This window comes from Streptomyces sp. NBC_00448, from assembly GCF_036014115.1.
Classification (GTDB): Bacteria; Actinomycetota; Actinomycetes; order Streptomycetales; family Streptomycetaceae; genus Actinacidiphila.
This window is the reverse complement of sequence record NZ_CP107913.1, coordinates 8988849-9010517: the sequence shown is the minus strand read 5'-3', so window position 1 is coordinate 9010517 and position 21669 is coordinate 8988849. Positions and strand designations below refer to the sequence as shown.

Annotated in this window: 19 protein-coding genes; 13 read left to right on the top strand and 6 right to left on the bottom strand. The window is 74.7% G+C overall.

The features are described from left to right. The 9 genes from OG370_RS38695 to OG370_RS38655 all read left to right on the top strand — a co-directional run bounded on the left by OG370_RS38695 (position 1) and on the right by OG370_RS38655 (position 10946). On the top strand, positions 1–1656 hold the full coding sequence (locus OG370_RS38695; RefSeq protein ID WP_328472746.1) for an FAD-dependent monooxygenase: 1656 nt from the start codon (positions 1–3) through the stop codon (positions 1654–1656). 86 nt (positions 1657–1742) lie between these two features. Next, positions 1743–2261, top strand: coding sequence for a nuclear transport factor 2 family protein (locus tag OG370_RS38690; RefSeq protein ID WP_328472744.1), 519 nt, complete (start codon positions 1743–1745; stop codon positions 2259–2261). A gap of 417 nt (positions 2262–2678) precedes the next feature. After that, a complete protein-coding gene (locus OG370_RS38685) occupies positions 2679–3689 on the top strand; it encodes a methyltransferase (RefSeq protein WP_328472742.1) in 1011 nt (336 codons plus the stop codon). Positions 3690–3751: 62 nt separating this feature from the next. Then, positions 3752–4429, top strand: coding sequence for an antibiotic biosynthesis monooxygenase family protein (locus tag OG370_RS38680; RefSeq protein WP_328472740.1), 678 nt, complete (start codon positions 3752–3754; stop codon positions 4427–4429). Between the two features lie 55 nt (positions 4430–4484). Continuing rightward, on the top strand, positions 4485–5390 hold the full coding sequence (locus OG370_RS38675) for an LLM class flavin-dependent oxidoreductase (RefSeq protein WP_328472738.1): 906 nt from the start codon (positions 4485–4487) through the stop codon (positions 5388–5390). 187 nt (positions 5391–5577) lie between these two features. Next, positions 5578–7233, top strand: coding sequence for an ABC transporter substrate-binding protein (locus tag OG370_RS38670; protein ID WP_328472736.1), 1656 nt, complete (start codon positions 5578–5580; stop codon positions 7231–7233). Between the two features lies 1 nt (position 7234). After that, complete coding sequence (locus tag OG370_RS38665; RefSeq protein WP_328472734.1) at positions 7235–8185, top strand: ABC transporter permease; 951 nt, start codon at positions 7235–7237, stop codon at positions 8183–8185. Beyond that, on the top strand, positions 8182–9066 hold the full coding sequence (locus OG370_RS38660) for an ABC transporter permease (RefSeq protein WP_328472732.1): 885 nt from the start codon (positions 8182–8184) through the stop codon (positions 9064–9066). The genes OG370_RS38665 and OG370_RS38660 overlap by 4 nt, the downstream gene beginning before the upstream one ends. Further along, complete coding sequence (locus OG370_RS38655) at positions 9063–10946, top strand: ABC transporter ATP-binding protein (RefSeq protein WP_328472730.1); 1884 nt, start codon at positions 9063–9065, stop codon at positions 10944–10946. The genes OG370_RS38660 and OG370_RS38655 overlap by 4 nt, the downstream gene beginning before the upstream one ends. A gap of 211 nt (positions 10947–11157) precedes the next feature. Here OG370_RS38655 and OG370_RS38650 read toward each other — a convergent pair whose 3' ends face one another. The 4 genes from OG370_RS38650 to OG370_RS38635 all read right to left on the bottom strand — a co-directional run bounded on the left by OG370_RS38650 (position 11158) and on the right by OG370_RS38635 (position 15784). Further along, positions 11158–12570, bottom strand: coding sequence for an MFS transporter (locus OG370_RS38650; RefSeq protein ID WP_328472728.1), 1413 nt, complete (start codon positions 12568–12570; stop codon positions 11158–11160). Between the two features lie 198 nt (positions 12571–12768). After that, positions 12769–13659, bottom strand: a complete 891-nt coding sequence (locus tag OG370_RS38645) for an LLM class flavin-dependent oxidoreductase (RefSeq protein ID WP_328472726.1) — start codon at positions 13657–13659, stop codon at positions 12769–12771. Continuing rightward, positions 13656–14663: a sulfurtransferase gene (locus OG370_RS38640; protein ID WP_328472724.1), complete on the bottom strand. Its 1008-nt coding sequence runs from the start codon at positions 14661–14663 to the stop codon at positions 13656–13658. Before OG370_RS38640 ends, OG370_RS38645 begins: the two co-directional genes overlap by 4 nt. Next, positions 14660–15784, bottom strand: a complete 1125-nt coding sequence (locus tag OG370_RS38635) for an LLM class flavin-dependent oxidoreductase (protein WP_328472722.1) — start codon at positions 15782–15784, stop codon at positions 14660–14662. Before OG370_RS38635 ends, OG370_RS38640 begins: the two co-directional genes overlap by 4 nt. Before the next feature lie 53 nt (positions 15785–15837). Between OG370_RS38635 and OG370_RS38630 the strand changes: the two genes are divergently transcribed. Continuing rightward, positions 15838–16575, top strand: coding sequence for a TetR/AcrR family transcriptional regulator (locus OG370_RS38630; RefSeq protein WP_328472720.1), 738 nt, complete (start codon positions 15838–15840; stop codon positions 16573–16575). Positions 16576–16653: 78 nt separating this feature from the next. Here the strand turns inward: OG370_RS38630 and OG370_RS38625 are convergent, their stop codons facing one another. Together OG370_RS38625 and OG370_RS38620 are read right to left on the bottom strand one after the other, a co-directional pair. After that, positions 16654–17124, bottom strand: coding sequence for a hypothetical protein (locus OG370_RS38625; protein ID WP_328472718.1), 471 nt, complete (start codon positions 17122–17124; stop codon positions 16654–16656). A gap of 289 nt (positions 17125–17413) precedes the next feature. Further along, entirely contained in the window at positions 17414–18457 is a 1044-nt protein-coding gene (locus OG370_RS38620) for a LacI family DNA-binding transcriptional regulator (RefSeq protein ID WP_366411718.1), read from the bottom strand. Positions 18458–18757: 300 nt separating this feature from the next. On the opposite strand from OG370_RS38620, the gene OG370_RS38615 reads away from it, so the two are divergent. From OG370_RS38615 to OG370_RS38605, 3 genes are read left to right on the top strand one after another with little or no spacing between them, the layout of a single operon-like run. After that, the gene (locus OG370_RS38615; RefSeq protein ID WP_328472717.1) at positions 18758–19906 is read left to right on the top strand and encodes a Gfo/Idh/MocA family protein; all 1149 of its coding nucleotides are present in this window, start codon (positions 18758–18760) and stop codon (positions 19904–19906) included. Continuing rightward, the gene (locus OG370_RS38610; protein WP_328472715.1) at positions 19903–20829 is read left to right on the top strand and encodes a PmoA family protein; all 927 of its coding nucleotides are present in this window, start codon (positions 19903–19905) and stop codon (positions 20827–20829) included. Before OG370_RS38615 ends, OG370_RS38610 begins: the two co-directional genes overlap by 4 nt. Continuing rightward, positions 20823–21551, top strand: a complete 729-nt coding sequence (locus OG370_RS38605) for a cupin domain-containing protein (protein WP_328472713.1) — start codon at positions 20823–20825, stop codon at positions 21549–21551. Before OG370_RS38610 ends, OG370_RS38605 begins: the two co-directional genes overlap by 7 nt. Positions 21552–21669: the final 118 nt, after the last annotated feature.

Below are 21669 nucleotides of genomic sequence, written 5' to 3'. Positions count from 1 at the left end.
ATGACCACCGTGAACGGCACCACCTCCCCGAAGCGCACCCCCGCGACCGACACCGCCACGACCGGCGCCCCCACGAACGGTGCCCCCGGCCTCGACGCCGACGTCGTCGTCATCGGCGCCGGCCCCGTCGGGCTGCTGCTCGCCGACGAACTGCGGCTGGGCGGCGCCGACGTGCTCGTACTGGAGCGGCTGGCGGAACCCACCACCGAGTCCCGCGCCTCCACCCTGCACGCGCGCACCATGGAACTCCTCGACAGCCGGGACCTGCTGACCCGGTTCGGCGTCCTCCCCCAGGACCCGCGCGGCCACTTCGGCGGCATCCCGCTGGACCTCACCGTGCCGGGCCCCCACCCCGGCCAGTGGAAGGCGCCGCAGACCGTGACCGAGAAGCTGCTGGCTTCCCTGGCCGCGGACCTGGGCGTGCGGGTGCTGCGCGGCCACGACGTGCACGCCGTCGAACCCGGCCCCGACCACGTCGCGTTGCTCGCCCGGACCCCGGACGGCACCGACACGCGGATACGGGCCCGCTACGCCGTCGCCTGCGACGGGCAGGACAGCGGGCTGCGCGGCCTGCTCGGGGCGGACTTCCCCGGCCGGCCCGCCGAACGCGAACTGCTGCGGGCCGACGTCGCCGGCCTCGACATCCCCGACCGCCGCTTCGAGCGGCTGGATCGCGGACTGGCCATCGCCGCCCGGCGCGGCGACGGGGTGACGCGGGTGATGGTCCACGAGTTCGGCACGCAGCCCTCCCCCAGCCGCGCCACGGACTTCGCGACCGTCGCCGACGTCTGGAAGCGGGTCACCGGGGAGGAGATCGGCCACGGCACCCCGCTGTGGTCCGGGTCCTTCGACGACTCCGTCCGCCAGCTCACCCGCTACCGGCACGGACGCGTGCTGTTCGCCGGCGACGCTGCCCACCGGCAGCTCCCGGTCGGCGGGCAGGCACTCAACCTCGGCCTCCAGGACGCCTTCAACCTCGGCTGGAAACTCGCGTCGGCCGTCCGGGCCGAGGCCGCCGGGCCGGGCACGTTCGCCGACGCGCTCCTGGACACCTACCACGCCGAGCGGCACCCGGCCGGGCAGCAGGTGCTCACCTCGATCACCGCGCAGGCACTGCTGCTGCTCGGCGGCCCCGAAGTGGGCCCGGTGCGGGCGGTGTTCGAGGAGCTGATCGCGCTGGCCCCGGCCCGCCGGCACCTCGCGGGCGCGGTCAGCGGCCTCGACACGCGCTACGACCTGGGCGGCGGCCACCGGCTGACCGGCGCGCTGCTGCCGCACGTCCCCCTGCACACGTCCGAGCGCACCGGCGAGGATACGGGCACGGGCGGGGGCACGGCCCCGTGGCGAACGGTCACCCACAGCGCCGCGCTCCTGCGCGACGGGCGCGGCCTGCTGCTGGACCTCACCGGCGACGCCGCGCACGGGGAGCGGCTGGCCCGCGCCGTCGCGCCCTGGCTCCCGCGGGTACGGCACGTCCGCGCGCAGACGTCAGGGCCCGGGGCGGTCCGGCTGGACGACGTCGGAGCCGCGCTGGTCCGCCCGGACGGCCACGTGGCCTGGGCGACCGGCCCCGACGCCACGCCGGCCCGGGCGCTGGCCGGCGCGCGGAGAGCCCTGCGCCGCTGGTTCGGCCCGCCGGCCCGCACCTCCCGCTGAACCGGCCCGCCGACCCGTTGAACCCCGGCCCGCCAACCCGTCGACCCGTCGGCCCGCCGGCCCGCTACCGAAGAGGCGGTACCGCCATGACCCGTCCCCTCCGCGCCACCACCCGCACCGCCGCCCCCGGCCCGCCCGCGCACGAGGACGCCGCCGGCCTCGCGGACCTGCTCGACCGCGCCGAGATCGGCGGTCTCCTCGACCGCTACCTGCTGGACTTCGACAGCCGCCCGGACCCGCCGCGCGACGACTCCTTCTACCGCTCGCTGTTCACCGAAGACCTGGACCTGCGGTTCCCCGTGGGCGGTCACCGCGGGCTGGCCGGCCTGGCGGAGTTCCAGCACGCCGCCAAGCGGAACTGGGCACGCACCCACCACGCCAGCACCAACCACGTGGTGGAGCTCCTCGGCGACAGGGCCGAGGTGTCCGCCAAGCTCCTGGTGACCCATGTGCACCCGCCGCTGTCGGGCCGGGCCGACCTGCGGACCGGCAGCCGGATCGAGGCGGAGGCGGTCCGCACCGCGGACGGCTGGCGGTTGCGCGCCTTGGCGATCCACCTGGTGTGGAGCCGCGGCGACCTGCCGTCGGGCGCGGGCCGGCAGTGAGCGCCGCCTCCGCCGCGGCGGTCGCACGGGGCCCTCCCGCCTCCGTCGTCACCTCGCTCCCACGCGCTGCCGGGCCTCGCCGGACCGATCCATGTCGCCTGTCGACGGCGCGTGTTGACGCTCCGCTTCGGCATGTGTCACGCTTTCCAGGCGGCTTCGCCCTGCCCGGAAAACGACGGTTCGTCGACGACCTGCCGAGCAGCGCCTCTCGGAATCCCGGAATCTCCCACTCCGCACCTTGCCGCAGTCCACCCCGCCCGGTGCCCCCGCGTCTCCTCGTCGTGCGCTCTCGCGCGAACGCCGCAGGCGCGGACGGTTCGGGACGCGGAGCGCCGCCATCCGCCCCGCGCGCCGACAGCGCGCCGGTGGGGCGGTGCGCCGGTGGATCGGCAACCCCATCTTGGAGGCAGCTTCGCCATGTCCGCTCCGCTTCCACCCCCCGTCCGGATACTCCAACTGGCGACCGCCGGCTGGATGTCCCAGGTCGTCAGCGCCGCCGCCGAGCTCGGAGTCGCCGACGCGCTGGCCGCCGGCCCCCGTACCGTCGAGCAGATCGCCGTGGACATCGACGCCCACGCCCCCACGCTCTACCGGCTGCTGCGCGCCTGCGCCGACATCGAGCTGTTCGAGGAGCGACCGGACCGGGTCTTCGCGCTCACCGAACTCGGCGACGCGCTGCGCGGCGACTCACCGGTCTCCCTGCGCGACTTCGCCATCTGGACCGGCCTGCCCGCCGAGCGCCACACCTGGACCCAACTGGCCCGCAGCGTCCGCACCGGCGCACCCGCCTTCGAGGGCGTGCACGGCGTGCCGGTGTGGGACCACATCCGTGAACACCCCGACGTGCTGGGCGTGTTCGACCGGGCCATGACGCAGACGTCCCGGCAGATCATCGGATCGATCGTCGCGGCCTACGACTTCGGCGGCCTGCGCACGCTCGTCGACGTCGGCGGCGGGCGCGGCGCCCTGCTCTCGGCGATCCTGGCGGCCAACCCCGACCTGCGCGGGGTGCTGTACGACCAGCCGGAGGTCGTCGCCGAGTCCGGGCCGGTGCTGAAGGAGGCCGGTGTCACCGAGCGCAGCACGACCGAAGGCGGCGACTTCTTCGACTCCGTGCCCGCCGGCGGCGACGCCTATCTGCTCTCCAACATCATCCACGACTGGGACGACGAGCCGTCGGTCCGCATCCTGTCGCACGTGCGCGCGGTGCTGCCCGCGCACGGGCGGGTGCTGCTGGTCGAGGCGGTGCTGCCGACCGACCGTCCGGCGCTGAACGTGAAGCTGATGGACCTGGACATGCTCGTGCTGTGCGGCGGACGCCAGCGCACCGAGGCGGAGTTCGCCGCCCTGCTGGCCCGCGCCGGACTGCGGCTGACCCGGGTCGTCCCCGGCGGCCACTGCAGCGTGGTCGAGGCCGTTCCCGCCTGACCGCGGGCCCGCCCCGGAGCCCGTTCCCGCGCCCGACCGCGCCCCGACCCCACGGAGACACCATGCCTTTGCTCTCGCCCGACGACGGCTATCTGACCGTGTTCAACCTCTTCCGCACCGAGACCGAGCAGGGCCAGGACCGGCTGCTCGACGCGATGCGGGACATCATCGACCACGCCGACTACCCCGGGTGGATCTCCTCGACCCTCCACGCCGGCCGGGACGAGCGCGGCACCGCCAACGTCATCCAGTGGCGCAGCCTCGAAGACCTCCAGGCCCGCTACGCCGGCGAGGGGTTCAAGCACCACACCGTGCCGCTCTTCAACGAACTCGCCACCTCCATCCGCCTGTTGCAGACCGAGGTGGTCGCCTCGCAGCTGCACCCGGACCTGGAGCAGGTGGAGTTCTCCACCCGCCGCGACGACTACACGGTGATCATCGTCTTCGACGTCGACCCGCAGAACCAGAAGGACCTGGTCGACACCCTCGCCCAGCCGGAGGAGTGGGTCCGTACCCGGCCCGGGCACCGCTCCCACACCATCCTGCGCGGCCTCGACGGCACCACCGTCGTCAACTACGCCCAGTGGGAGAGCAAGGAGGCGTACGACGCCTTCCACCGGCTGCCGGAGGAGGACCGCCCGGTCAGCGTCCGGCGGGGCCGGGAGCACGCCCGCTCGCTGATCACCGCACGCGACGCCAACACGTACACCGTCGTGCACGACCGGTCGGCGGCCGGCTGACCCGGGCGCCACCGCAGCACCGCACCACCCGTCCACGAACGAGGAGAACGCACCGATGCCGCAGCACACCACGTTGTTCGGATTCGCCCCGGGGACCGAGACCGCCCGGGCGGCCGAGATCGTCCGGCTCGGCGTGCAGGCCGACCGGGCCGGCCTCGACCTCTTCTCCACCTCGGACCATCCGTACTACGGGCACCGGCTGGACGCGTACTCCACGTTGGGCTTCGTCCTCGGTGCCACCTCGGGCATCGCCGGACTGGCGAACGTGACCAACCTGCCCAGCCGGCCCGCGCCGGTCCTCGCCCGCGCGCTCACCTCCCTGTCGGCCCTGTCCGGGGGCCGGATCGTGCTCGGAATCGGCGCCGGCGGGCTGTGGGACGACATCGAGCGGTTCGGCCGGCCCCGGCTCGGCCCCGGCCAGGCGGTGCGCGCGCTGGAGGAGGCGATCACGCTGGTGCGCGCCCTGTCCGGCGGGGGCGAACCGGTCACCTTCCTCGGCGAGTTCAACGAGATCCACGGGATCGAGCCGGCCGACGTGCCCGCGCCGCTGATCTGGACCGGCTCGCTCGGCGAGCGGTCGCTCGCCGTGACCGGCCGGCTCGCCGACGGCTGGATACCCGGCCACGCCTCGGACTGGGTGAGCGAGCGGTACCGCGCCTCCCGGCCGCTGGTCGACCGGGCCGCCGAGCAGGCCGGGCGCGATCCGTCCGCCGTCGCCACCGTCTTCAACCTGCCGGGGCAGATCACCGAGGCGCCCCTGGCCCGGACCCGCGACAACAGCGGCCGCTGGGTCGGCGGCTCGGTGCGGCAGTGGACGGACGAACTCACCGGCGCCGTCCTGGAACACGGCGCCGCCGGCTTCATCCTCTTCCCCACCGGCGACGCCCCCCTCGACACCGCCCTCGGGCGGTGGGCCGAGGAGGTCGTGCCGGCCGTCCGCGAGAACGTCGCCAAGGGCTGACCGCCCCGACGCCCAAACCACCCCGCCACCTGCCACCCGCCGCCGTAGGGCAACCACCCGTACGACCGGCACGGACCGCACCACCGCACCACCGCACCACCGCACCACCGACACACCCTGACGGCCGGGCCGCGCCACGCGGTCCGGCCGCCGCCATGCCACCACCAGGTACCTCCGGGAGACCCGCATGTCCCGCCTCAGCCGCAGACCCGTCCCGCTCGCCGTCGCCACCGCCGCCGTACTCCTCGCCGCGGCCTGCGGCTCCGGTTCGGGGTCGGGCGGCAGCACCTCCTCCGCCGGCAAACCCGTCTCCGGCGGTTCCCTCACCTACGCGGTGGACACCGAACCGGTCTCCTGGGACATCGACGTCAGCCAGCAGGACATCACCGGCTCCATCCAGCGCAACGTCTTCGACTCCCTCGTCCACCAGGACGACAAGGGGCAGTTCCACGCCTGGCTCGCCTCGTCCTGGACGGTCGCCAAGGACCTGCGCACCTACACCTTCCACCTGCGCAAGGACGTCACCTTCACCGACGGCACCCCGTTCGACGCCCAGGCGGTCAAGGCCAACTTCGACCGGATCGTGGACCCGGCGACCAAGTCGCAGTACGCCGCCGGGCTGCTCGGCCCCTACACCGGGACGAAGGTCGTCGACCCCTACACCGTCCAGGTCACCTTCTCCAAGGCGTTCGCCCCCTTCCTGCAGGCGGCCAGCACCCCCTACCTCGGCTTCTACTCGCCGGCCGCGATCGCCAAGTACGGCTCCAAGCTCGGCGCCGGCGGCCCCGCCGACGTGGGCACCGGCCCGTTCGTGTTCTCCTCCTACACCAAGGGCCAGAGCGCCGTGCTGACCCGGAACCCCAAGTACCGGTGGGCGCCGTCCACCGACGCCCACCAGGGCCCCGCCTACCTCGACAAGCTCACCTACCGCTTCCTCAGCCAGGACTCGGTCCGGGTCGGAGCGCTGCGCAGCGGACAGGTCCAGGTCGCCAAGTCCATCCCGCCGACCGACGTCAAGACCCTCACCCCCGGCGCCGGCCTCACCGTGATCTCCAAGCAGGCGCCCGGCGGCGTGTACAACCTGGTCCTCAACGCCTCCCGCGGACCCTTCACCGACCAGCGCGTCCGCCAGGCGGTGCAGCGCGGCATCAACGTCGACGCCGACGTCAAGAGCGTGTACTTCGGCGCCTACCAGCGCGCCTGGAGCCCGCTGTCCCCGGCGACCCTCGGCTACGACTCCTCGCTGACCGGCACCTGGCCGTACGACCCGACGCTGGCGGCGAAGCTGCTGGACCAGGCCGGCTGGAGCACGCGGGACTCCGCGGGCTACCGCACCAAGAACGGCAAGCGGCTGTCCCTGGTCTGGCCGCTGATGCCGCAGAACCTCGTCAGCCAGCAGCACGACATCCTCGGCCAGGCCGTGCAGGCCGACCTGAAGAAGCTCGGCATCCAGGTGGAGCGGCCCCGGCAGGACGTCGGCACCTTCGTCAAGCAGCTCTTCGGCGGCAAGGACGACATCTCCGACTACAGCTGGTCCCGGGCCGACCCGGACGTGCTGCGGCTGTACTTCAACAGCGCCGAGACCCCCGCGAAGGGCGGCGCCAACGGCACCTTCATCAAGGACGCCGACCTCGACAGGTGGACCGAGCAGGGCCAGACCACCCTCGACCCGGCCGGCCGGGCCAGGTACTACACCCAGGTCCAGAAGCGCGCCGTCGACCTCTCCCTGGTGGTGCCGATGTACGTCGTCTCCTCGGTGTACGGCGCCTCCAGCCACGTGCACGGCATCGCCGCCGACGCCAACACCTGGCTGGAGTTCCACGACGCCTGGCTCGGGAAGTGACGTGAAGGCGACACACCTGCTCCGGGCGGTCGCCCGGCGGGTGGCGGCGGCCGTGGCGGTGCTCCTGGGCGCCGCCACGGTCGCGTTCGCCGCCCTGCAACTCATCCCCGGTGACCCGGTGACCACCATGCTCGGCCCGTTCAGCTCCGCCTCGCCGGAGGTCCGCGACCGCATCCGCGCCCAGTACGGCCTGGGCGAACCGGTGTGGCAGCAGTACCTGCACTACCTGAGCCACCTGCTGCGCGGGGACCTCGGGGAGTCCTACCAGGTGCAGCGGCCGGTCAGCTCGCTCATCAGCGGCCAGCTCGCCCCCACCGCGCAACTGGCCCTGGCCGCGCTGGCGGTGGCCCTGCTGCTGGCCGTGCTCAGCGCCACCGCCACCGCCGGACGGCGCCCGGTGCTGCGCGGCGCCGCGTCACTGCTGGAACTGCTCACCGTCTCCAGCCCGTCGTACTGGACCGGCATCCTGCTGCTCACCGTGTTCTCCTTCCACTGGCAGCTGTTCCCGGTGGCCGGCGCGCAGAACGGCACCGCGCTGGTGCTGCCCGCGCTGACCCTGGCGCTGCCCATGACCGGCGTGCTGGCCCAGGTGCTGCGCGAGGGGCTGGAGACCGCGCTGCACGAGCCGTTCGCGGTGACCGCGCGCTCCCGGGGGCTGAGCACCACCGCGGTGCGGCTGCGCCACGCGCTGCGGCACGCGGCGCTGCCGCTGATCACCCTGACCGGCTGGCTGGCCGGTTCGCTGCTGGGCGGCGCGGTGCTGGTCGAGACGGTGTTCGGCCGGCCCGGCATCGGCGCCCTCATCCTCCAGGCGACCACCAACAAGGACATGCCCCTGGCGATCGGTCTGGTGCTGCTGTCCGCCCTGGTGTTCGTCGTGCTCTCGACCCTGGTGGACCTGCTCTACCTGGTCATCGACCCCCGCCTCAGGACGGACCAGGTGACACCGTGACCGTGCTCCCCACCCTGGAGTCCGCTCCGCATCCGCCGGCCGCGCCCGCGGCCCGCGCCGGGCGCCGACCGCGCCCCCGTACCCTGCTGCTCGGCGCGGCCGTGCTCTTCCTCGCCCTGCTGGTGGTGGCCGCCGCGGCGCCCGGCCTGTTCACCGGGAACGCGCCCGACACCACCGACCCGCTCCAGGCGCTGCGGCCGCCCGGCTCCGGCCACTGGTTCGGCACCGACCAACTCGGCCGCGACCTCTACACCCGGGTCGTCTACGGCACCCGGCTGTCCCTGCTGCTCGGCGCGGGCGCCACCGCGCTGTCCGTGCTGGCCGGCGCCGCCCTCGGCCTTGCCGCCGGGCTCGGCGGGCGGGTGGCCGACCAGGTCCTCATGCGGGTCGCCGACGTGCTGCTCGCCCTTCCGCCGATCCTGCTCGCCCTGCTGGCGGTCGCCGTCCTCGGCAGCGGCACCGTGAACGTCGCGATCGCCATCGCGGCCGCGTTCGCCCCCGGTTACGCCCGGATCGTCCGCGCCGAGACCCTGGTCGTGCGCCGCTCCGGCTACGTCGAGGCCGCCACCACCCTGGGCCTGTCCCGGCCGGTCCTGGTGTGGCGGCATGTCGTGCCCAACGCGCTCGGCCCGCTGCTGGTCCTGGCCACCGTCGGCTTCGGCTCCTCGCTCATCGCCGCCTCCGGGCTGAGCTTCCTGGGCCTGGGACCGCAGCCGCCCACCGCGGAGTGGGGGGCGATGCTCGACCAGGGCCGCGACTTCCTGCAGACCGCCTGGTGGCTGGGCATCTTCCCCGGCGCCGCCATCACCGCGACCGCGCTGGTGGTCAACATCGTGGGCCGCCAGGCCCAGGCCCGCTTCACCCGGAGGACCGGCCGATGACGCCCCTGCTCACCGTCGACGGCCTCGACGTGTCCTTCGGCGCGCTGCGCGCCGTACGGGAGGTCTCCTTCACCCTCGACGCCGGCGAATGCCTCGCCGTGGTGGGCGAGTCCGGCTCCGGCAAGAGCGTCACCGCCCGCGCCCTGGTCGGGCTCGCGGGAGAGGGTGCGCGAGTACGCGCCGGGACGCTGTCGTTCGACGGCCACGACCTCACCCGGCTGCGCGAGCCGCAGTGGCGGCGGCTGCGCGGGCGCCGGGTCGGCCTGGTCCTCCAGGACGCCCTGTCCTCGCTCGACCCGCTGCGCACCGTCGGCGCCGAGATCGCGGAGCCGCTGCGCGTGCACGGCGTGGCGGCCCGCCAGGACCGCGCCGAGCGGGTGCAGGAACTCCTCGCCGATGTCGGCGTGCCCGAACCCGGGCGCCGCGCCGCGCAGTACCCCCACCAGCTCTCCGGCGGGCTGCGGCAGCGCGCCCTGATCGCCTCGGCCATCGCCGCGGGCCCCGACCTGCTCATCGCCGACGAGCCCACCACCGCCCTCGACGTGTCCGTGCAGGCACAGATCCTCGACCTGCTCGACCGGCTGCGCCGCGAGGGCACGGCGCTGCTGCTGATCAGTCACGACCTGTCCGTGGTGGCCCGGCTCGCCGACCGGGTGGCGGTGATGTACGGCGGGCGGATCGTCGAGACGGGCACCGGCCGGCGGGTGCTGGAACGGCCGCGCCATCCGTACACCCGGGCGCTGCTGGACGCGGTGCCGGCCCTGCACGCCAAGGGCACCCGGCTCTCGGTGCCCGCGGCGCCGAGACCGCACGCCGGCCCGGACGGCTGCCCCTACGCCCACCGGTGCGCGGCCGCCGACGAGACCTGCCGCACCCTGCTGCCGGTCGTCTCCGGCGCGGACACCGCGGTCTGCCACCACCCGCTGGACGGGCCGGAGTCGGAGCGAACACCGGTACGCGCGCCGGTGCGGGCGCCGGCCGTGGCGCGAAGCGCGGTGCGCGACCGCAGGCCGCCGGGCGCGGCCGGGCGCGCGGAGGACCTCGCGGAGCGGGCGCCGCTGCTGGAGGTCGACGCGGTGTCGAAGGGCTTCCGCGGCCCGGACGGCTCGGTGCACCACGCGGTGCGCGAGGTCTCGCTCCGCCTGGGCGCGGGCGAGGCGGTCGGCGTGGTCGGCGAGTCCGGCTCGGGCAAGACCACCGTCGCGAGGATCATCCTCGGCCTGCTGCCGCCCGACACCGGGCAGGTGCGGTTCGACGGGCGGCCGTGGAGCGGGGTGCCGGAGCGGGAGCGCCGCGCCGCGCGTCCCCGTATCCAGGCGGTGCAGCAGGACCCGCTGGGCTCGTTCGACCCCCGCTACAGCGTGGAGCGGGTGGTCGGCGAGGCCGTGGCCCGGGCCGGGGTGCGCGGCCGCGCCGAACGCCGCACGCAGGCCGCGGAGTTGCTGGACCGGGTGGGGCTGCCCGCCGCGGTGCTGCAACGCCGCCCCGCCGAACTGTCCGGCGGGCAGCGCCAGCGCGTGGCCATCGCCCGCGCGCTGGCCACCGCGCCCGACGTGGTGGTCTGCGACGAGCCGGTCTCGGCACTCGACGTGTCGGTGCAGGCGCAGATCCTCGATCTGCTCGCCGACATCCAGCACGACCTCGGGGTGGCGCTGCTGTTCATCTCGCACGACCTCGGCGTGGTCCATCACGTCAGCGACCGGGTCGTGGTGATGAAGGACGGGCAGGTGGTGGAGAGCGGGCCGGTGGACGCCGTCTTCGCCGCGCCCTCGCACGCCTACACCCGCACGCTGCTGGCGGCAGCGGCGCCCGCCGCCGCGTCACCGGCTGACGCCGAACCACCGGCGACCGCGGCGTCCCGGCCCGCCGGTTCCGTCTGACCCCGGGCGAGGACACGGCAGCGGCCGAGGCCGCGCCTTCGGCTTCGACCGCACACCTCAAGGGCCCTGGGTCCACGGGAACATCCGTGGCCCCAGGGCCCTTTGCGCTGTCAGCCGCCACTCGGGAGCCGCCCGGGACGCCAGGTGGACGCCGTACGCACGCCGTACGCGCGCCGGTCGGGCGCCGGTTCCGCTCCCGGTCGCGGTGTCGTCAGGCCCCGGCGGCCTCGGGCTGTGCGGCGGTGTCGGCCGGGGCCGGGCGGACGGGCGGCGGCACGAAGTCCTTCTGCCGGATCAGCAGGGCGCTGAGCACCGCCGACACCAGCGCCACGACCGCGCCGATCCACAGGATCAGGTTGAGCCCGCTGGCGAAGCCGTGGTGCTCGCTGCGGGTGGTGAACACGGTGCCGAGCACCGCGATCGCGGTGGCCAGCCCGACCTGCCGGGCGGTGGCGTTCACCCCCGACGCCACACCCGCCTGGGCCGGGGCGACCACACCGACGGCCGTGGAGGCCAGCGGCACGGTGACCATGCCCGCGCCCGCGCCGGAGACGATCATCCCCGCCAGCAGGTGCGTCCACGTCGAGGAGTCCTTCACCCCGGTCATCAGCGCGATGCCGACGGCGATGAGCACGAAGCCGACGCTGATCATCAGCCGTACCGGGACCGCGGAGCTGAGCCGACCGGCGGTCGTGGACGCCACGAACATCGCCCCGGTCAGCGCGAGCAGCCGCAGGCCCGCCTGGGCGGGGCTGAAGTGCAGGTCCTGCTGGAGGTAGAGCACCAGGTAGGTGATGAGCGCGTAGATCGAGGCGTTGAGCCCGAACGCGGCCACCAGCCCGCCGTTGAAGGTGGGCTTGCGGAACAGCGACAGGTCCAGCATCGGGTGCGCGGCCCGCCGCTCCAGCAGCAGGAAGGCGGCCAGCAGTACCGCGGCACCGACCAGCGTCCCCCACACCTTCGCCTGCGACCAGCCGTCGGCGGCGTTGATCAGGCCGTAGAGCAGGAGCGAGAGCCCGGCGCTGAAGAGGACGAAGCCGGTCCAGTCCGGGCGGGCCGCGGTCGGGTTGCGGGACTCCTCAAGCTTCAGCAGGGTGATCGCGACGACCGCGACGCCGATGGGCACGTTCACCCAGAAGATCCAGTGCCAGCTCAGCCCGCTGGTGAGCGCGCCGCCGAGCACCGGTCCGACCGCCACCGCGATGCCGAGGACCCCGCCGTAGATCCCGAACGCCAGGCCGCGTTCACGGCCCTGGAACGCCTGGCTCAGCAGTGCGAGCGAGGTCGCCCACACCACCGCGCCACCTATGCCCTGGCCGGCCCGGGCCAGCGCCAGGAACAGCGGGCCGGTGGCCAGGCCGCACAGCAGCGAGCCGATCGTGAAGACCGCGGTGCCCACCGCGTACAGCCGGCGCCGCCCCCACAGGTCCGCGAGCGAGCCGCCGGTGAGCAGACCAGCCGCCAGCGCCAACGCGTAGGCGTCGATGACCCATTGCAGATCCGACAGCGACGAGTGGAAGTCGTCCCGGATGTCGGGGAGTGCCACGTTCACGATGGTGATGTCCAGGACGAGCATGAACACTCCGGCCACGACGGCCACGAGCGTCCACCATTTGCGTGCCATGCGTGATCTTCCTTTCGTGTCCGGGCAGGCCGGATCGGCCGGCCTGCCCGGCTGGGTGTGGGTGTCGCGGGTCTCCGCCCGTCCGGCTCTCGGGCCCCTCGGCCCCCGGCGGGCCGGCATGTCGGCGCGCGGACGTCACGCGTCAGGGGTCGGGCGTCAGGTGACGGATGTCAGGGGTCAGTGGTCAGGCGTCAGGGGTCAGGCGCGGACGAACTCGGCGCGCACCAGGGGCATCACCTCGGTGGCGAAGCGCTCCCGGGTCTCGGGGTGGGTCAGCCCGAACAGCAGCGGGAAGGTGAAGCCGGCCCGGACGACGGCGACCAGCTGTTCCGCCACGTCCTGCGAGGAGCCCGCGAGGACGTGGCCAGGGACGCCGCGCCGGCGCTCCAGCAGCACCTGCACGTTGCAGGCACAGGTGAGGGTGTCCGGGTCGCGGCCGGCCGCGCGGGCCGCGGCCCGCACCTTGTCGCGCAGGCCCACCGCCTCGGCCAGGCCCAGGCGTTGCAGCGACGGCAGCCAGCCGTCCGCCAGCCGCCCGGTGACCTCCAGGGCCCGCGGGCCGTAGGTGCCGAGCCAGATCGGGACGGGGTGCGCCGGCCGCGGCTCGATCCGCGCGTCGTACACCGCGAAGTGCCGGCCCACGAACGTGGTCGTCGGCCGCTGCCACAGCGAGTTGATGACCTGCACCGCCTCGTCGAGGGCGGCGACCTTCTGCCCCGGGGTGCGCATGCTCAGGCCGAACGCGGCGAACTCCGCGTCGTAGCCGCCGTTGCCCAGCCCGAGCACCAGCCGGCCGTGCGAGAGCCGGTCGAGGGTCTCGGCCATCTTCGCGAGCACGGCCGGCGCGCGGTACGGCAGCCCGAGCACGTCCGTGGCCAGGGTGATCCGCTCGGTCGCCGCGGCCAGGAAGCTCAGCGCGGTCCACGGCTCCCAGGTGTCGCGGTCGCCGTGCAGGTGGTCGCTGAGCGCGAACAGGTCGAAGCCCAGCCGTTCGGCGTCGCGCGCCTCGGCCACCAGGTGCTCGGGGTCGGGCCCCTGGTAGTGCGAGACGACGCCGAAGCCGAGGTGCTGTCCGGTGAGGGTGCTCATCGCGCTGCCCCTTCGGTACGGGACGCGTCGGCGGTACGGGACGCGTCGGCGGCATCGGCACGGCCCGCCCGCGGACCGGCCGGGTCCGGGGCGTCCGGGCCGTCTGGGCCATCCGTGGCGAACGGGTACGGGCCCGCCACCACCGGCCGCTCCGGGTCGGCCGACCACGCCGACCACGAGCCGGGGAAGAGGGCGGCGTCCGGCAGGCCGGCCCGCTCGACGGCCAGCAGGTTGTGGCAGGCGGTGACCCCGGAACCGCAGGAGAACACCACCTCCTCGGCGTCGGCGGCGCCCAACTCCTCGAAACGGCGGCGCAGTTCCTCCGGCGAGCGGAAGGTGCCGTCGGCGGCCAGGTTCTCCTGCCAGGGAGCGCTGAGTGCCCCGGGAACGTGGCCGGACCGGGTCTCGCCGGCGTGCGCGTCGGCCCCGGAGTAGCGGCCGGCGGCGCGGGAGTCCAGCACCAGCGCGTCCGGTGCGCCCGCCGCCCGGGCGACCTGGTCCGCGTCGCGCAGCAGCGCGGCCGGCCACGGCGTCACGCGGCGCGTGACCGGCGCCCGGTGCACCGGGCCGGTGTCCAGCGCGCCGGGCCATCCGGCCAGGCCGCCGTCGAGCAGCGCGGCGGCGCGGCCGGTCCGCCGCAGCAGCCACACCAGGCGGGCGGCGAACCCGCCGCCCTGGTCGTCGTAGGCCACCACCACGCTGTCGTCGGCGATGCCGAGCCGCCCGAGCCGTGCGGCGAACTCCTCGGGGGCGGGCAGCGGGTGGCGCCCGCCGGACGGGGTGGGCGGTGCGGCCAGGTCGGTGTCGACGTCCACCCAGAGGGCGCCGGGGAGGTGCCCGCCGAGGTAGGCGTCGTATCCGGAGCGCCCGTCGAGGTACCAGCGGACGTCGGCGAGCACCAGCGTGTCGTCCCGCTCGGCCGCGCCGGCCCGTTCGCGTACCCATGCGGCCGGGACCACCGGCGGTACCGGCTGTGCCACCGCGTCCGCCCGTATCGCGCTCACGCCTTCCCTCCGACCGGCTCGGCCGCCGCGGCCGCGAGCGCCGAGGGCGCCGGGGGCCGGCCGCCGACGGTGCCGCCCGTGGGGCGGTCCGCACCCAGACCGGCCACCTGCGGGATCACCTCGGCGGCGACCAGTTCCATCGCGCGCGCCACCTTGCCGTGCGGGATGCCGCCGATGTCGATGGACAGCAGGTGGAGGTCGTGCCCCCACAGGTCGTGCAGCCGGCCGAGCTTGTCGACCACCTCCGCCGGGCTGCCGCAGATCGCCGAGCCCGGGCCGACCAGGTCGTCGAAGTCGAAGGCGAACGGGCGGGCGCCGGCCGGCAGTTTCGCGCCGCGGAAGTAGTTGCCGTAGTACTCCCGCCACTGCTCGCGGGCCTCGGCGGTGGTGTCGGCGACGAAGACATGGCTGGCGGCGCCGGTCCTGGCCTGATCCGCCGGGCGGCCGGCGCGCTCCCACAGCTCGCGGTAGAGCCGGAACATCGGCGCGTGCGTCTCGGGCGGGCGGGCGGTGGTGCCGAAGACCATGGGCAGCGCGGACTCGACCGCCAGGTGCACCGACTCGGGGCGGGAGCCCCCGCTGACCCAGATCGGCGGCCGGTCCTGGTGGAGGCGGGGCTGTACGCGCACCGCGTCCAGCGGCGGGCGGAACGCGCCCTCCCAGGTCACCTCGGGCTCTTCCTCGGACCACAGGCGCAGCAGGAGTTCGAGGTTCTCCCGCTTGCGGTCGGCCTTGCTCTCCGGGGGCTGGGCGAAGACGGTGTAAGGGTCGGGGAAGAACGAGGCGCCCGCGATGAGCTGGAGCCGCCCGTGGGAGAGCAGGTCGAGCGTGGCGTAGTCCTCGGCGACCAGGACCGGGTCGCGGTTGGCGACCAGCGTGGTGCCGGTGGCCAGAGTGATCGTGGAGGTCCGGGCGGCTATCGCGGCCAGCACCACCGGCGGCGCCGATATGACGTCGCGCTCGCCGAAGTGGTGCTCGCCGACCGTGAACCAGGAGAAGCCCAGCCGCTCGGCGAGCACCGCGGCACGGACCACCTCGTCGAGGCGTTCCGCCTGGGAGACGCGGTGCCCGGTATAGGGGTCGCTGAGTAGGGTGCCGAAAGTGATAGTGCCGATGTCCATCGCACGGTCCTTAGCCAGGTGAAGGAAAGCCCTGAAAGTAAAGTACAACGTGCATGGTAAATTGGGCAACGGACGACCGACCGCAGGAGGCCCCCCTGAGCACCTCACCGACAGCCCACGCCACCCCCGCCGCCCCGGCGACGCCGGTGCGCCCCGGTCCGGCCCGCACCGGCGGGCGGGCGGGGAAGCGCCAGGCCATCACCCAGGGCGCCCGGACCGTCTTCGGCCGGGAGGGCTACAGCCGCACCAGCATCGAGGCCATCGCGGCCGAGGCGGGCGTGTCCACGCGCACGATCTACAACCACTTCGAGGGCAAGGAGCAGCTCTTCTCCGACGTGGTCCACGACAGCGCCGGCCAGGTCGCGGACGCCTTCATCGCGACGGTCGAGCAGCAGGTGACCGGGACCGACCCGCGGACCGATCTGCTGGCGCTCGGCCGCGCCTTCGTCGGCCAGCGCACCCAGTTCCCCGAGCACTTCGCGATGGTGCGGCAGATCAAGGCCGAGGTGCAGCACTTCCCGCCGGCCGTGATCGACGCCTGGCAGCAGGCCGGACCCCAGCGCGTGCAGCGGGAGGTCGGCCGCCGGCTCCAGCAGCTCGCCGACGGCGGCCTGCTGCGCATCCCGGAACCGGCCCGGGCCACCGTGCACTTCATCGCCCTGGTGACCTCGGAGATCACCATCCGCCCCTACGGCAGCCCGTCCCTGAGCCCGGCCCAGGTCCAGGACCGCGTGAGCCGCGGGGTCGACGCCTTCCTGCACGGATACGGCGCCGGCGCCCCGACCGCGTGAACGGACGCGTGCGGGCGCGAACCCGGAACCACCGGGTGCGCGCCCCGCTCATCCACGGTCAGGCGCCGCGCTCCACGGTCAGGCGCCGTGCTGGGACAGGTAGGCGGCCAATCCGGTGTTCGCGGCGTCGCGCCGCCCCGCGGCGGTGGTGTTGACCGTCGCCTCCCAGGAGTGCGCGCCGCCGGTCACCACGACCACCCCGGCGTACACACCGGTCTGCGCCCCGACGTCGTTCGTGCAGCTGAAGCGGGTCTTGCTCCGATCACCCCAGCGGCAGGACCGGCCGAGCCGGTCGAAGGAGCCGAAGACCGACCGGGCCTGGCCGGCCGAGGACGTGAGCCGCTGGATCGCGACGGTGTCCCCGCGGCCCATCGCGTCGAGGCTGCCGGTGTAGGCGCAGCCGAAGCCCTTGGTCTTCCGCGACGTCACCGTCAGCCCGCTGATCCGGCTGACCTGCGCCGGGGTGAGGCCGACCGCCGCGCAGCCGGTGGCGCCCGAGGGCACCGCCGGAGTGCTGCCGGACGGCGACCCCGACGGCGAGCGGTCCACAGGCGCGGACGAGCCGGTCGTGCTCGGGCTCGCCGGCGAACTCGCTGCGGGGGCGCCCGCGGAGTGCGAGGACCCACCGCCCCCGCCGCTCCCACCGCACCCGCTCGCGGCGATCAGTACGGCGCACCCGGCGATCACTCGGTTCCAGCAGCCCACACGCATGGCCGGGAACACTACCAACCCGAACATGCCGTGCCGCCCTCCCCCGCACGGCACGCAGGTCCGCGGCCGCGGGAACGGAGCCGCAGCCGCGGGGAAGCCGGCCGGGCCTTCGTGGAAGCGCCGCCGCTCAGTCGTCCACCGGCCGCCGCACCCCGGTCGTGGACTCCCCCACCTCCAGCCGGTACGGCGCCAGGTGCACCGCGTGTCGCGGCGGGGTGGCCGCCCCGATCCGGTGGGCCAGCGAGGTGACGGCCAGCGAGGCGATGGCCGCCTTGTCGGGGACCACCGTCGTCAGCGAGGGGGTGGCGTACCGGGCCTCCTCGCTGCCGTCGACGCTGGCGACGGCGATGTCCCCGGGCACCGCGAGACCGGCCTCGTGGAAGGCCCGGATCGCGCCGACGGCCAGCAGGTCGTTGAAGCAGAACACCGCGTCCGGGCGGGCTTCGGCCGGGAGGGCGGCGAGCGTGCGGCCGGCCCGCAGCCCGCTGCGCCGGTCGAACTCCTCCACCGGCGGCGCGAGTCGGGGGTCGAACGGGATACCCGCCTCGTGCAAGGCGAGTTGGAAGCCCTCCAGGCGCTGCCGGCTGGTCGCCGAGCCCTGCCGGTCCACGCCGACGGCGGCGCACCGGGTCCGGCCGAGGGAGGCGAGGTGGGCGGTGGCCTCGCGGGCGGCGGCCACGTTGTCGATCAGGACGTGGTCGGTCTCGAGCCGCTCCCGGCCGTCCTCCCGCTCGCCCAGCAGCACCAGCGGGAAACCGGCCGTGGTGGCGGCGAGTTGGTCGAAGGGCACCCGGAGCGGGGAGAGGATCACCCCGTCCAGCATGGCCGCGCCGAGCCCGCTGGCCAGCCGCAGCTCCTCCCGGGCGTCGCCCAGCGTCTCCTCGATCAGCACGGTCAGCCCGATCCGGGACGCCTCGGTTCTCACGTGGTGGGCGAGTTCGGCGAAGTAGGGCGTGGCCAGGAACGGCACCGCCAGGGCGATCAGCCCGCTGCGGCCGGTGCGCAGCCGCACCGCCGACGGGTTGGGGCGGTAACCCAGTTCGCTCACCGCGGCCATGACGCGCTCCCGGGTGGCGGGTGCCACTTTCGACATTCCGCGTACAACGTTGGAAACGGTCTTGACGGAGACGCCCGCACGGTCGGCGACATCCTTGAGCCTCACTGCCGTCACGTACCTGCCCCTTCTCGAAGTGGCCTCATTGTAGGGCAGTTCATGGCAGACCGCGCCGGTGGCGACCATGCGGAGAAGTCGGCGATGCCCAAAGGGTTGACCCGCGGCACGCGCGCTGGTTACAACGTTGGAATAGCCCGGGCGAAGGAGCCGCCGGCCCACCCTTCCGGTGGCTCCGCGCGCCCGCATGCCGTGGGCACGGGGGCCGACCGCCGCCGTGCCCGCGGCGATCGAGCGGCCGGCCGGCACCCCGGTTCCGCGCCGCTCATGACGTACCGCCAGCCTCACGAGAGGGCCCGTATGTCCCCGCACCGTCCGAAACCCCCGTTGCGCACCGCCGTGGTGGGCACCGGAAGCATCGCCCGAGGAGCCCACCTGCCCGCGCTCGCCACCCTGGCGGGCGAGGGCGCGGTGGAGATCGTCGCCGTCGTCGACGTCGCCGAGGAGGCGGCCCGCGCCGCCGCCGAGGAGTTCGCCGTGGCGAGCGCCTTCACCGACCTCGACACCATGCTCGGCGAGCTGCGCCCCGACCTGGTGGTGCTCTGCACGCCGCCCTCGCTGCACCGGGAGCAGGCGATCGCCGCGGTGCGGGCCGGCGCCCACGTGTGGTGCGAGAAGCCGCCGTGCCCCTCGCTCGCCGACTACGACGCGATGACCGCCGCCGCCGGCGAGGAACCCGGCTCTCCCGCCACGTCCTTCGTCTTCCAGCACCGGTTCGGCTCCGGCGCCCGGCACGTCCGCCGGCTGCTGCGCGAGGGCGCCTTCGGCCGGCCGCTGGTCGCGCACTGCCAGACCACCTGGTACCGGGACGCCGCCTACTACGCGGTGCCGTGGCGCGGCCGCTGGGACACCGAGGGCGGCGGCCCCGCCATGGGCCACGGCATCCACCAGACCGACCTGCTGCTGGACCTGTTGGGCCCGTGGCGGGAGGTCCGCGCGATGGCCGCCCGGCTGGTGCACGACGTGCAGACCGAGGACGTCTCCACCGCCCAGGTCCGGTTCGCCAGCGGCGCGGTCGCCACCGTCGTCAACAGCGTGCTCAGCCCCGACGAGGTCAGCCGGGTCCGGATCGACTGCGAGCTGGCCACCATCGAGCTCACCCACCTCTACGGCTACCGCAACGCCGACTGGCGGATCACCCCCGCCCCCGGCGTCCCGGAGCGGAAGGTCCGGGACTGGAACCACTTCGGCCCCGACGAGCCCAGCTCCCACCTGGCCCAACTGCGCGCCCTCGTGGCGGACATCGAGGCCGCCGCACCCCACCCGACCAGCGGCGAGGGCGGTCGGCGGGTGGTGGAGTTCACCGCCGCGCTCTACAAGTCCGCCTTCACCGACACCCCCGTCCGGGCCGGCGAGATCGGCCCCGGCGACCCGTTCTACGCCGCCATGCACGGCGGCGACCCCGACCGGCTGCCGGTCGGCGCCCGCGAGGAGGAGCAGGCCGTATGACGCTCTCGCTGACCCACGTGCACGGCGACCGGATCACCGTGGCCCACCAGGCCACCGGTACCGAGCTGTTCGCCTACGTGTACCGCCCCGAGGCCGCCTGGGAGGCGCCCAAGCCGTACCTCCACCCGATCCGCACCCTCGGCGGCGCCCTGGTCACCGACTACCGCCCCAACGACCACCGTTGGCACAAGGGCCTCCAGCTGACCGCCTCGCACCTGTCGGGCCAGAACCTGTGGGGCGGCAACACCTACGTCCACGGCGAGGGTTACCTGGCGCTGCCCGAGCGGATCGGCTCGATGGATCACGCCGGCTTCGACGAGGTGTCCGCCCGGCCGGAGGGTGTGGTGATCGCCGAACGCCTGACCTGGCACCCGTACGACGGCTCGCTGTGGGCCGAGGAGGAGCGCCGGATCGAGGTCCGGGCCGACGCCGAGGCCGGCAGCTGGAGTCTGACCTGGTCCTCCGCCGTCACCAACCGGCGCTCCGAGCCGTTGCGGTTCGGCAGCCCCACCACCGCCGGACGCCCCGCCGCCGGCTACACCGGGCTGTTCTGGCGCGGGCCCCGGGCCTTCCGCGACGGGCACGCCTTCACCGCGGACGCCGACAGCGCCGAGCGCGACCTGATGGGTGATCAGGCGCCGTGGCTGGCCTACTCCGGCGAGCACGACGGCCGCGACGGGCACGCCACTCTCGTCTTCGAGCACGCACCCGGCAACGACCACACCGGAGCGAAGGGCACCCACCCCGCGCACTGGTTCGTCCGCACCGACCCGTTCGCCGCCGTCGCCCCCTCCTTCGCCTTCCACGAGGAACTGGTCCTCGACCCCGGCGAGGAACTGGCCCGCCGCTACCGCGTGCACGTCGCGGACGGCGCCTGGGACCGCGCGGCGGTCACCGCACACCTGGAGCGGCACCCATGGTGACCACGGCCTACGACGGGTTCCCCGGGGCGGTCGCGGTCTCCCGGCTGACCGTCTACGACTGGCCGACCGTCGACGGCCGGCCCGGCGGCGGCACCCCGCACCTCCACCTGACGTGCAGCGAGGGGTACGTGGTGACGGACGGCGAGGGCGCCGTGCAGACCCTGACCACCTCAGGCTTCGAGGAGACCCCGCTGCGGGCCGGCACGGTGGCCTGGTTCACCCCCGGCACCATCCACCGGCTGGTCAACCACGGCGGGCTGCGGATCACCGTCGTCATGCAGAACAGCGGGCTGCCCGAGGCGGGCGACGCGGTCCTCACCCTGCCCCCGGACCGGATCACCGACCCCGACACCTACGCGGCGGCGGTCCGGCTGCCCACCGCGGGGAGCGAGCAGGACCAGGTCGTCGCGGCGCGGGCCCGCCGCGACCTCGCCACCCGCCGCTTCGTCGAGCTGCGGGAGGCGGTCGCCGCCGGCGACCCGGAGCCGCTCGCCGCCTTCCACCGCGCGGCGGCCGAGCTGGTGCGGCCCCGCCTCGCCGAGTGGGAGCGCCGCTGGCGCGAGGGCGCCCACGCGGCCGCCACCGCCACCCGCGACCAGTTGGCCGCCCTCGGCGACGGCGACCCGAGCCACCTCGCCGCCGCCCGCACCCGGGCCGGCGGGCCCACCGCGACCGGACGGTTCGGCATGTGCGGCCGGCTCGACGTCTACCACGACGCCTGAGCCGACCCGTTCCCTCAAGCCCCCGTTCCCGGCGGGGAGTCGACCGGCCGGTCCGCACCCGGCGCCCGCCCGGGCGCCTGAGCCGACCGGCCGGTCCCCCACCGGGCCCCCGGCCGGC